The organism is Saccharopolyspora sp. NPDC000359 (assembly GCF_040300525.1).
Classification (GTDB): Bacteria; Actinomycetota; Actinomycetes; order Mycobacteriales; family Pseudonocardiaceae; genus Saccharopolyspora.
Map to the genome: position 1 here is coordinate 45044 of NZ_JBEPDU010000016.1, position 10652 is coordinate 55695.

11 protein-coding genes are annotated in these 10652 nt (G+C 72.0%); 10 read left to right on the forward strand and 1 reads right to left on the reverse strand.

All coding sequences use genetic code 11. The annotated features are described in order from the left end of the window. The first annotated feature begins 57 nt into the window (after positions 1 to 57). Positions 58 to 927, forward strand: a complete 870-nt coding sequence (gene paaC, locus ABT324_RS12975; RefSeq protein WP_351175707.1) for a 1,2-phenylacetyl-CoA epoxidase subunit PaaC — start codon at positions 58 to 60, stop codon at positions 925 to 927. A gap of 340 nt (positions 928 to 1267) precedes the next feature. After that, positions 1268 to 1843, forward strand: coding sequence for a hypothetical protein (locus ABT324_RS12980; protein ID WP_351175709.1), 576 nt, complete (start codon positions 1268 to 1270; stop codon positions 1841 to 1843). 10 nt (positions 1844 to 1853) lie between these two features. On the opposite strand, the gene ABT324_RS12985 is transcribed toward ABT324_RS12980, so the two are convergent. After that, positions 1854 to 2714, reverse strand: coding sequence for an inositol monophosphatase family protein (locus ABT324_RS12985; RefSeq protein ID WP_351175711.1), 861 nt, complete (start codon positions 2712 to 2714; stop codon positions 1854 to 1856). Between the two features lie 188 nt (positions 2715 to 2902). On the opposite strand from ABT324_RS12985, the gene ABT324_RS12990 reads away from it, so the two are divergent. From ABT324_RS12990 to nuoE, 8 genes are all read left to right on the forward strand, one after another. Then, entirely contained in the window at positions 2903 to 4027 is a 1125-nt protein-coding gene (locus ABT324_RS12990; protein ID WP_351175713.1) for a glycosyltransferase family 4 protein, read from the forward strand. A gap of 34 nt (positions 4028 to 4061) precedes the next feature. After that, on the forward strand, positions 4062 to 4751 hold the full coding sequence (locus tag ABT324_RS12995; RefSeq protein ID WP_351175715.1) for a demethylmenaquinone methyltransferase: 690 nt from the start codon (positions 4062 to 4064) through the stop codon (positions 4749 to 4751). 412 nt (positions 4752 to 5163) lie between these two features. Beyond that, positions 5164 to 6462, forward strand: a complete 1299-nt coding sequence (locus ABT324_RS13000) for a geranylgeranyl reductase family protein (protein WP_351175717.1) — start codon at positions 5164 to 5166, stop codon at positions 6460 to 6462. A 186-nt stretch (positions 6463 to 6648) separates the two neighbouring features. Continuing rightward, positions 6649 to 7014 carry an NADH-quinone oxidoreductase subunit A gene (locus tag ABT324_RS13005; protein ID WP_351175719.1) on the forward strand — a complete coding sequence of 122 codons (366 nt, stop codon included), beginning with the start codon at positions 6649 to 6651 and terminating at the stop codon, positions 7012 to 7014. A gap of 34 nt (positions 7015 to 7048) precedes the next feature. Then, entirely contained in the window at positions 7049 to 7723 is a 675-nt protein-coding gene (locus ABT324_RS13010) for a NuoB/complex I 20 kDa subunit family protein (RefSeq protein ID WP_351175721.1), read from the forward strand. Positions 7724 to 7729: 6 nt separating this feature from the next. Then, the gene (locus ABT324_RS13015) at positions 7730 to 8446 is read left to right on the forward strand and encodes an NADH-quinone oxidoreductase subunit C (protein ID WP_351175723.1); all 717 of its coding nucleotides are present in this window, start codon (positions 7730 to 7732) and stop codon (positions 8444 to 8446) included. A 103-nt stretch (positions 8447 to 8549) separates the two neighbouring features. Further along, positions 8550 to 9893 (forward strand): NADH-quinone oxidoreductase subunit D, encoded by a 1344-nt coding sequence (locus ABT324_RS13020; RefSeq protein ID WP_351175725.1) that lies wholly within the window; start codon positions 8550 to 8552, stop codon positions 9891 to 9893. Beyond that, entirely contained in the window at positions 9890 to 10648 is a 759-nt protein-coding gene (gene nuoE / locus ABT324_RS13025; protein ID WP_351175727.1) for an NADH-quinone oxidoreductase subunit NuoE, read from the forward strand. Before ABT324_RS13020 ends, nuoE begins: the two co-directional genes overlap by 4 nt. Positions 10649 to 10652: the final 4 nt, after the last annotated feature.

A 10652-nucleotide genomic window follows, 5' to 3' on the forward strand; every position in this document is an offset into this window, starting at 1 on the left:
CAGCGTGGACGGTTGGTTCCCCTGCGTTGGGAGTCGGCCCCGGGCTGCGAGGTCGCCATGAGGAACGTCCGGGAAGAGCGAGCGGGCGCAGCGCAGGCGCAGCAGTGGGTGCTCGGTGCGCCATCGATGTCCACTGTGGATCGAACCGTGCCGGGAGGCGTGCCCGCCGCCGACCTCGCCCAGTACAGCGCGATGCTCGGCGACGACGCGCTGGTCCTGGCGCACCGGCTGAGCGAGTGGGGCGTCCGCGCGCTGGAGCTCGAGGAGTCCGCGGCGCTCGGCAAGATCGTGCTGGACCTCGTGGAGCAGGCTCGGATCCTGTTGCACCGCGCGGGTGAGCTCGAGGGCGCGGGGCGGGACGAGGACCGGCTGGCCTACTTCCGCCCGGCCGAGGACTTCCGCAACGTCCGGCTCGTCGAGATCGACTGCGGTCCCGGCCCGGGCGGCGACTTCCCCGCCACGGCCGCCCGGTTGCTGCTGTTCGCGGCGTGGCGGCACGCGGTGTTCGAGCGGCTGGCGAGCAGCCGGGACGCGGTGCTCGCCGCCCTGGCGGCGGGCTCGCTGAACCGGCTGGCCCGGCACCGCGACCACGCGGCCCAGTGGGTGATCCGGTTCGGTGACGCGAACGCGGAGTCGGCGCGCCGGATGGCGGCCGGGCTCCAGCGGGTGTGGCCGCTGACCGCGGAGCTGTTCGTCCCGCACCCGGTCGAGGCCAGGTTGGCCGACCTCGGCTGCGGGGTCGACCCGGCCCAGGTCCGCGACCAGGTGGCCGACGTGCTGGACGAGGTCTTCTCGGTGGCCCGGATCCAGCGCCCCGAACCGGCCGACTTCGGCGTGTTCACCCGCCCCGGCGGCCGCGACGGCGTGCACACCGGGGACTTCGAGTTCCTGGTCGCCGACCTCCAGTACCTGGCCAGGTCCGGCTGACCACTGCGAGTGGCGGTGGGGGGCTCGAAGCTCGCGGCTGACTGGGTGGTCTGGCGCCGCGCCGTGGTGGGACGGCTGTGCGCAGCCGTCGTGCGGCGGCTCCAGACCGGAACCGGTGCTCACCTCGCGCGCGGCGCCGCTACGTCGGGGATTCGCTACGCAGGCGGTGCGGTGCGGGAGATTGAGTACTTTTCCCCAAGACCTCCGGCTGGGATCGGAGCAGAGTGATCCGGAGAGGAGCTCGGGAACTCCGGTCCAGCGCACGGCGTCGCACCGGTGTCCGCGGGCGAGGACACCGGTGTGCACGGCTGCTCGCGGCCGAGTGGAAGGACGACCCGACGTGGACGGATTCTGGGTGCAGGTGCTGATCGCACTGGTCGCGGGGGGTTGCGGGGCCGGAGTGGTGCTGGTTGCCCGCCCCGGAGGACGGCGGTCCGCGGTGCCGCCGCCCGTGGTGCCGCGGCCCCAACCCGTCCCGGCGCAGCGGCACGACCCCTGGTTGCAGGACGTCCGCCGCTGCGAGCAGGCGGTGCACCGGGCTGCTCGCGCGGTCGACGCGGTGTCCTCGACGCGAGCCCGGCAGAACCTGCAGGCGGTGGTCCGCCGCATGGACGCCGAGATCCCGAACGTCCGCGCGCTCGCCGAACTGGGGCGGGGGTTGATGAGCAGCGGTGGGGACGCCGTGGTGCTGCGCCGGGTCCGGGGTCAGCTCGCGGATGCGGTCGTCCGCTTCGGCATGGTCACCGACCACGTCCTGGAGGCGGTGGTCGAGCTGGTCGCCGACCCCGACCTGAACCGGGTGCACCAGCAGGTGGTGGTCCTGCGGGAGCAGTTCCCGCTGCTGCGCCCGATGTCGGCGGTCTTCGGCCCGGTCCCGGGCTCGACCCCTGCCCGAACCTTGGCCCCAGCGGCCTGACCTGCGCGGGTCAGCTGCGGGCCACCGCCTGGTACCACCAGTCGTGCACGTCGGCGGCGACGCCGGGGGCGGCCACCAGGAGCCCGTCCAGCGGTAGCGGGTTCGGTTCGCCGCGGCGGTCCAGGACGGTGGCACCGGCCTCGGTGGCCAGCGCGAGCGCCCCGGCGACGTCCCACTCCTGGTAGGAGTCCAGCACCGCGGCCACCGCGTGGCCGAGCGCGACCTGGGTGATGGCCAGCGCGGGGGAGCCCAGCAGCCGGACGCCGACCTGCGCGCTGGCCGCGTTGGTGATGAACCGGTCCATGCCCCGCCACGGGCCGGTCCTGGTCAGCTCGGTGCACACGATCCCGCCGCGCGTCTCGCGCTGCTCGCCCAATCGCACCGGTGCTCCGTTCGCCCGCATGCCGCGGCCGCGGGCGGCGGCGTAGATCTGCGTGCGGTAGGGGTCGGCGACCACCCCGACGACCGGGCCGTGCTCGTCGAGCATGGCCAGGCTGTAGGTGCACCAGGGCAGTCCGGCGACGTAGTTGGCGGTGCCGTCGACCGGGTCGACCGACCAGCGGAACCGGGCCGTCCCGGCGCGGGCCGCCCAGTGCTCGGCGATGGTGGTCGGGGCCGCGTCGAACTCCTCGCCGAACACCGGGATGCCGGGGAACTCGTCGGCCAGCACCCGCCGGGTGTGCCGCTCCAGGGTCCGCCCGGTGTCGGTGACCCAGTCGAACGGCGACTCGGTCGGGGCGGGCTGCGCCCCCCGCCCCGCGGTTGCGATGATCACGTCGGCGGCGTCGTTGGCGAGCCGCCCGGCGACCTCGAACGCTCGCGAGACCAGCGCCGGGTCGCTCTGCGCGGGCGGGGTAGGCAGGACCGTCATGCCGTCCCAGGTTCCGTGCGCTGGGTGACCGGAGCGCAACGCTCAGGTGACACCTGGTGGAGGGGCAGATCACGATTGCGGGTGGCCGACCACCGCGAGGCCCCCGGAACGACTTCTTCGGCCGCCGTTGGCGGTGCCGTCACGTCGCGGTCGACTGCTCGCCGACCCGGGGCGCGACCGTGTGGTGCGTGCGCGTAGCGATCGTGACCGAGAGCTTCCTGCCGCAGATCAACGGGGTGACCAACTCGGTGCTGCGGGTGCTGGAGCACCTCCGGCGCCGCGGGGATTCGGCGCTGGTCATCGCGCCCGGCGCGGGCCCGCAGGAGTACGCGGGGTTCCCGGTGGTCCGGTTGCCCGCGGTGGACCTGCCGGTGGTGTCGTCGTTGCCGATCGGCTTCCCGACCCGCCGGTTGCTGCGCGGGTTGCAGGACTTCCGGCCGGATGTGGTGCACCTCGCGTCGCCGTTCGTCGTCGGGGCGCGGGGTTTGGCGGCGGCGCGGCGGCTGGGGGTGCCGACGGTCGCGGTGTACCAGACCGATGTCGCGGGTTTCGCCGCGTCCTACGGGCTGGGGTTGACCGCGCGGGCGGCGTGGCGGTGGATCCGGCGCCTGCACGGCGCGGCCGACCGCACCCTGGCGCCGTCGAACTGGGCCGTGGAAACGCTGCGGGAGCACGGGGTTCCGCGCGTGCACCGGTGGGGTCGGGGTGTGGACGCGGAGCGCTTCTCGCCGGGGCAACGGGATCCGGTCCTGCGGCGGGAACTGGTTGCGGGCGGTGAGCTGCTGGTCGGTTACGTCGGCCGGTTGGCCCCGGAGAAGCGCATCGAGCGGTTGGCGGCGCTGAGCCGGTTGCCGGATGTGCGGGTGGTCGTCGTGGGGGGTGGCCCGGACCGCGAGCGGTTGGTCGAAGCGGTGCCGAACGCGGTGTTCCTCGGCCAGCGGACCGGCGAGGAGCTGGCGCGCATCTACGCCAGCCTCGACGTCTTCGTGCACACCGGGCCGCACGAGACGTTCTGCCAAGCGGTGCAGGAGGCGATGGCCTCGGGTGTCCCGGTGGTTGCCCCGGACGCGGGCGGGCCGCGTGACCTGGTCGACCACGGCCGCACCGGCTACCTGCTCCCGGCCCACGACGCCGACCGCCACGCCGAGGCGCTGCGGGACGCGGTCGAGCAGCTGCGCGATGCCGACCGCCGCCGCCGGTTCGGCGCGGCTGCGCGCGAGGCGGTCGCGGGGCGGACGTGGCCCGCGCTGTGCGAGCAGTTGATCGGGCACTACGCCGCGGTCTCCGCCGGGGAGCAGCCGCTGGCCGCCTGAGGGCTCTGCTGGGGGCGCCACGTACGCTGCTGGTGTGTCTCGGGCAGGTTTGGACAAGGACCCTCGCGCGGTCGCCGCGATGTTCGACGCTGTTGCGCGCCGGTACGACCTGACCAACACCGTGCTGTCCTTCGGCCAGGACCGGCGGTGGCGGGAGGTCACCAGGCGGGCGCTGGCGCCCAAGCACGACGAGCGGGTGCTGGACCTGGCGGCGGGCAGCGGGGTGTCGACCGAGGAGTTCGCCCGGTCCGGTGCCTGGTGCGTGGCCGCGGACTTCTCGCTGGGCATGCTGTCGGTGGGCCGCCACCGCGGGGTCCCGATGGTCGCGGCGGACGCCCTGCGGCTGCCCTTCGCCGACGAGTCCTTCGACGCGGTGACGATCTCCTTCGGCCTGCGTAACCTGGCCGACACCGCGGCTGGCCTGCGGGAGATGCAGCGCGTGGTGCGCCCGGGCGGTCGGCTGGTGGTGTGCGAGTTCTCCACGCCGACCTGGCAGCCGTTCCGCGCGATCTACCTGAACTACCTGATGCGCGCGCTGCCGCCGATCGCCCGCGCGGTCTCCTCGAACCCGGACGCCTACGTCTACCTGGCGGAGTCGATCCGCGAGTGGCCGGACCAGCGCCAGCTGGCCGAGCTGATCGCCGAGTCCGGTTGGACCGACGTCGCCTGGCGGAACCTGACCAGCGGCGTCGTCGCCCTTCACCGCGCCGTCAAGCCCGCCTGAGGAGGCTCGCCGCCGGTGCCGGTCGAGCAGGTGGTGCTCGGCCGTTCAGCCCTCCGGCCCTGGCCTCGACCAGGCGCACCACGTGGTCCGAAGGGCGCCGCTCCGGTTCCTCCGGGAGTGCGGTGGTGCGGGTGTGGCGGATGAGGTTCCCGCCAGCCGGATGATGCCGCCCCGCGGCGCGGCTGGTTCCCACCACTGGAGCCCCGGAACGGCAGCTCGTACCCCGTCATGACCCGACCCAGTGGCCCCCACCTGGGGTGATGGTCACTCGGGTGGCCTAGCGCGCGGGGTCGATCGCGGCGTTTGTCCGTCCTAAACTCCCAGTTAGTGAACTCGTTCACAAGCGGGTTCCCGGTGCGGTCCGCCGGGAGGGGAGGGCCGCACCGCGCACTGCACTAGCTCAAGGAGTGTCATGACCAGCGCCACCAGCCGCCGCCGACCGGACGAGGACGCCGAGGTGATCGTCGTCGGGGCCGGACCGGCCGGATCGACGGCTGCGACGTACCTGGCCCGGGCTGGCCTGGACGTCCTGCTTCTGGAGAAGAGCGTCTTCCCGCGCGAGAAGGTCTGCGGTGACGGCATCACCCCGCGCGGCGTCAAGCAGCTCATCGACCTCGGCATCGACACCCGCGAGGAGGCGGGCTGGCTGCACAACCGCGGCCTGCGCGTGGTCGGCGGTGGCGTGGAGCTCGAACTGGACTGGCCGAGCCTGGCCAGCTTCCCGCCCTACGGGGTGGTGCGGCCCCGCAACGACTTCGACGACCTGCTCGCCCGCGGCGCGCAGCGGGCCGGGGCGCGGCTGCTGCAGCAGACCACGGTGACCGGCGCGGTCACCGACGAGCGGACCGGCCGGATCACCGGGGTGACCGCCAAGGCCGGTCCGGAGCGCACCCCGGTCACCTACCGGGCGCCGCTGGTGCTGGCCTGCGACGGCGTCTCCGCGCGGCTGGCGCTGTCGGTCGGCATCGAGAAGCGCGAGGACCGCCCGATGGGGGTGGCCGTGCGGCGCTACTACGACAGCCCGCGGACCAAGGACGACTTCCTGGAGTCCCACCTGGAGCTGTGGGACCGCTCGAACCCGGCCAACCCGACGCTGCTGCCGGGCTACGGCTGGATCTTCGGCATGGGCGACGGGACGGTGAACGTCGGGCTGGGCATCCTGTCCACCTCCAAGGCCTACGGCAGGACCGACTACCGGCAGCTGCTGCGCTCCTGGCTGGACGGCACCCCGGAGGAGTGGGGCTTCCGCGAGGAGAACGCGACCGGCCGGGTCGGCGGGGCCGCGCTGCCGATGGGCTTCAACCGGACCCCGCACTACCGGAACGGGTTGCTGCTGGTCGGGGACGCGGGCGGGATGGTCAACCCGTTCAACGGCGAGGGCATCGCCTACGCGATGGAGTCCGCCAAGCTGGCGGCCGAGTGCGCGGTGCACGCGCTGGCCCGCCCGACCACCCACTCCAGGGAGCAGGCGCTGCGGCGGTACCCCGCAGCGGTGCAGCAGGCGCTGGGCGGCTACTTCCGGCTGGGAAACATCTTCAGCAAGTTGATTGGCAATCCAGTTGTCATGCGGGCGGCCACGAAGCACGGTCTACCGAGGACCACGTTGATGCGTTTCGTGTTGAAGCTGCTGGCAAATCTCTACGACGCGAAGGACGGCGACGCGATGGACCGTGTGATCAACGCCACTACTCGTCTCACCCCTAGCGCCTGATGGCACGTGTCTGGTCAGATGTGCACGCAAGTGTGCGAGAGGTCATAAAGTTAGGTTCGCCTCACTACGGAGCCGACACAGTCGACCGCATAGAGTGTGGGCCACCGGCTGGGACGTGACGTGCGTCTCGGCGGGGGCCGTACGAGGTGCCCCGCGACAAGCGGGGGTGATCCGGAGGGCAGCGGAGTGCTCGATCCCTACATCCCGCTCGTACTGTTGTTCGCGCTGGCGTTCGCGTTCGCCCTGTTCTCGGTGACGATCGCCCCACTCGTCGGCCCTCGCCGGTACAACAAGGCGAAGCTCGACGCCTACGAGTGCGGCATCGAGCCCTCGCCGCAGCCGGTGATCGGCGGCGGCCGGATGCCGGTCGCCTACTACCTGACCGCGATGTTGTTCATCCTCTTCGACATCGAGATGGTCTTCCTCTACCCGTTCGCGATCTCCGCCGACGCCCTGGGCCTGTTCGGCGTCGTCGAGATCGTGCTCTTCATCGCCACCGTCGGCTTCGCCTACATCTACGTCTGGCGCCGCGGCGGACTGGACTGGAACTAGGGAACTTCGCGCGGCGACTGGGAAGGAGTGCCAGGTGGGACTTGAGCAGCAGTTGCCCAACGGAATCCTGTTGGCCAACGTCGAGAAGCTCGTCAACTGGACGCGGAAGACCTCGATGTGGCCCGCGACGTTCGGGCTGGCCTGCTGCGCCATCGAGATGATGACGGTCGGCGGGTCCCGCTACGACATCGCCCGCTTCGGCATGGAGCGGTTCTCCGCCACCCCCCGCCAGGCCGACCTGATGATCGTGGCCGGTCGGGTCACCAACAAGATGGCGCCGGTGCTGCGGCAGATCTACGACCAGATGCCGGAGCCGCGCTGGGTGCTGGCGATGGGCGTGTGCGCCTCCAGCGGCGGCATGTTCAACAACTACGCCGTGGTGCAGGGCGTGGACCACGTGGTGCCGGTGGACATGTACCTGCCGGGCTGCCCGCCGCGCCCGGAGATGCTGCTGGACGCGATCCTCAAGCTGCACGCCAAGATCATGGACGAGCCGATCAACGCCAAGCGGGCGCAGCTGCAGCTGGAGCGCGGCGACCGCACCCGGATGATCCCGTCCTCCGAGCGGTACGCGCCGAAGAACGCGTCGCAGCGGCGCCGCGCGCAGCGGCAGCAGGCCGCCCAGCGCCGGGAGATGGGCTCCGATCCGGATCTGGGGGCGTTGCAGCAGTCGCCGCAGCGGCCCCGCGAGCTCAAAGCGGGCAGGTGAGTTCGGTTGGCTGACAACGAATCCAAGCAGAACTGGGCGGTCGAACCGGCCCGGCCGCAGTCCGGCCCGGTGGCCGGGCGCGCGCGGCGGGGCATGTTCGGCGTGCGCGGCACCGGGGACACCTCGGGCTACGGCGGGCTGCGGTTGCCCGCCTACGTGCCGCCCGCCGCGGAGCGGCCCTACGGCGGCTGGTTCGACGAGGTGGCCGACGCGCTGCTGGCCGGGCTGAACGAGCGCGGCCTGCCCGCGGACACCGTGCAGCAGGTGACCGTGGACCGCGGCGAGATCACCTTCTACGTGCGCCGCGAGCACCTGCTGGAGGTCTGCCGGACGCTGCGCGACGACCCCGCGCTGCGGTTCGAGCTGTGCAGCTCGGTGTCGGGCGTGGACTACGGGCCGGAGGTGCCGCAGCGGCTGCACTCGGTCTACCACCTGACGTCGATGACCTACCGGCGGCGGATCCGCGTCGAGGTCGCGGTGGACGTCGAGGACCCGCACGTGCCGTCGGTGGTCGAGGTGTACCCGACCGCGGACTTCCAGGAGCGCGAGACCTGGGACATGTTCGGGATCGTCTACGACGGGCACCCGGCGCTGACCCGGATCCTGATGCCGGACGACTGGGACGGCCACCCGCAGCGCAAGGACTACCCGCTGGGCGGCATCCCGGTGGAGTACAAGGGCGCCGAGATCCCGCCACCCGACCAGCGCAGGGCGTACTCGTGATGGCGGCGACCAGGTTCCCCGCGACCCCGGTGGAGTCCAGGCGTGCGGCCTGCCCCGGAGTTGCGTTCCCGGAGGGCGGCGGCACCGCGGAGAGGTGTTGGAGATGACTACCGAATCACTGGCCGGGACCGGGCTCGGCGGTCCGGAGACCGCTGAGTCGCGGGAGACGACGGAGGGCCGGGTCTACACCGTCACCGGTGGCGACTGGGACCAGTTCATCGACGAGACCGCCGGTGAAGAGCGCGTCGTCATCAACCTCGGCCCGCAGCACCCGTCGACGCACGGCGTGCTCCGGCTGGTGCTGGAGCTGGAGGGCGAGACGGTCACCAAGGCCCGCTCGGTGATCGGCTACCTGCACACCGGCATCGAGAAGAACTGCGAGTACCGCACCTGGACCCAGGGCGTCACCTTCGTGACGCGGATGGACTACCTCGCTCCGCTCTACACCGAGGCCGCCTACTGCCTCGGCGTGGAGAAGCTGCTCGGCATCGAGGCGCCGCCGCGGGCCCAGACGTTCCGGGTGATGCTGATGGAGCTCAACCGGATCTCCTCGCACCTGGTGTTCCTGGCGACCGGCGCGATGGAGCTCGGCGCCACCACCGGCATGACCTTCGGGTTCCGCGAGCGCGAGGAGGTCCTGCACCTGCTGGAGTTCCTCACCGGCCTGCGGATGAACCACGCGTTCATCCGGCCGGGCGGCACCGCGCAGGACCTGCCGGAGGGCTGGCAGCAGAAGGTGCAGTCGTTCATCGAGGTGATGGACTCCCGGCTGCCGTCCTACGACAAGCTGTTCACCGGGCAGCCGATCTGGAAGCAGCGGCTGAAGGACGTCGGGTACCTGCCGCTGGACGGCGCGCTGCAGCTGGGCGTCACCGGCCCGCTGCTGCGCTCGGCCGGACTGGGCTGGGACCTGCGCAAGATCCAGCCCTACTGCGGTTACGAGGACTACGAGTTCGAGGTGCCGACCAGCACCGACGGCGACTGCTACGCCCGGTACCTGCTGCGGCTGGAGGAGATCCACCAGTCGCTGAAGATCATCCGGCAGTGCGTGGACAAGATGGAACCCGGCCCGCACATGGTCGACGACCCCAAGATCGCGTGGCCGTCGAAGCTGAGCATCGGGCCGGACGGCATGGGCAACTCGCTGGAGCACGTCCGCAAGATCATGGGTCAGTCGATGGAATCGCTGATCCACCACTTCAAGCTGGTGACCGAGGGCTTCGACGTGCCCCCGGGCCAGGTGTACGCGCCGGTGGAGTCGCCGCGCGGCGAGCTCGGCGTGCACCTGGTGTCCGACGGCGGCACCCGGCCGATGCGGGTGCACGTGCGGGAGCCCAGCTTCGTGAACCTGCAGGCGATGCCCGCGATGTGCGAAGGCGGACTGGTGGCCGACGTGATCGCGGCGGTCGCCTCCATCGACCCGGTGATGGGCGGGGTGGATCGATGACCGAGCAGTTCGAGTTCACCACCACGGAGGAAGCGGTGCACGCCACCGCGGACACGTCGGTGTTCGACGCGAAGACGCGCGACGAGGCGCGGCAGATCATCGCGCGGTACCCGGAGTCGCGGTCGGCGCTGCTGCCGATGCTGCACCTGGTGCAGTCGGTGCAGGGGCACGTCAGCGCGGCGGGGATCCAGTTCTGCGCCGAGCTGCTGGCGCTGTCCACCGCCGAGGTGAGCGCCGTCGCGACCTTCTACACCATGTACAAGCGCAAGCCCTGCGGCCAGCACCTGGTGAGCGTGTGCACCAACACGCTGTGCGCGGCGCTGGGCGGCGACACGATCTACCGCCAGCTCAGCGAGCACCTGGGCGTCGGGCACGACGAGACCGCGGGCACGCCCGGCGAGGAGGGCTCGATCACCCTCGAGCACGCCGAGTGCCTGGCGGCCTGCGACCTGGGCCCGGTGCTGCAGGTGAACTACGAGTACTTCGACAACCAGACGCCGGAGCAGGCGCTGGAACTGGTGAAGGCCCTGCAGCGCGGGGAGAAGCCCGCTCCGACGCGCGGTCCGGCGCTGTCCGACTTCCGCGGCGCGGAGCGCCAGCTGGCCGGGTTCTTCGACGACCTCGAGTCCACTGCGGCGGGCCCGTCGGCGGCGGTCGAGACGCTGCGCGGCGCGCAGCTGGCCCACGAGCGCGGCTGGACCGCGCCGAGCATGCCCGACGACGTGGAACTGCCGCCGGTGCCGGAGAAGAAGTGAGGGC

What these genes read in the sequence shown, in the direction of transcription:
- paaC (WP_351175707.1), top strand. Translation starts at nt 58, where the DNA reads ATGAGGAACGTCCGGGAAGAGCGAGCGGGCGCAGCGCAGGCGCAGCAG.
- ABT324_RS12985 (WP_351175711.1), bottom strand. Translation starts at nt 2,714, where the DNA reads ATGACGGTCCTGCCTACCCCGCCCGCGCAGAGCGACCCGGCGCTGGTC.
- ABT324_RS13000 (WP_351175717.1), top strand. Translation starts at nt 5,164, where the DNA reads ATGACCAGCGCCACCAGCCGCCGCCGACCGGACGAGGACGCCGAGGTG.
- ABT324_RS13020 (WP_351175725.1), top strand. Translation starts at nt 8,550, where the DNA reads ATGACTACCGAATCACTGGCCGGGACCGGGCTCGGCGGTCCGGAGACC.
- nuoE (WP_351175727.1), top strand. Translation starts at nt 9,890, where the DNA reads ATGACCGAGCAGTTCGAGTTCACCACCACGGAGGAAGCGGTGCACGCC.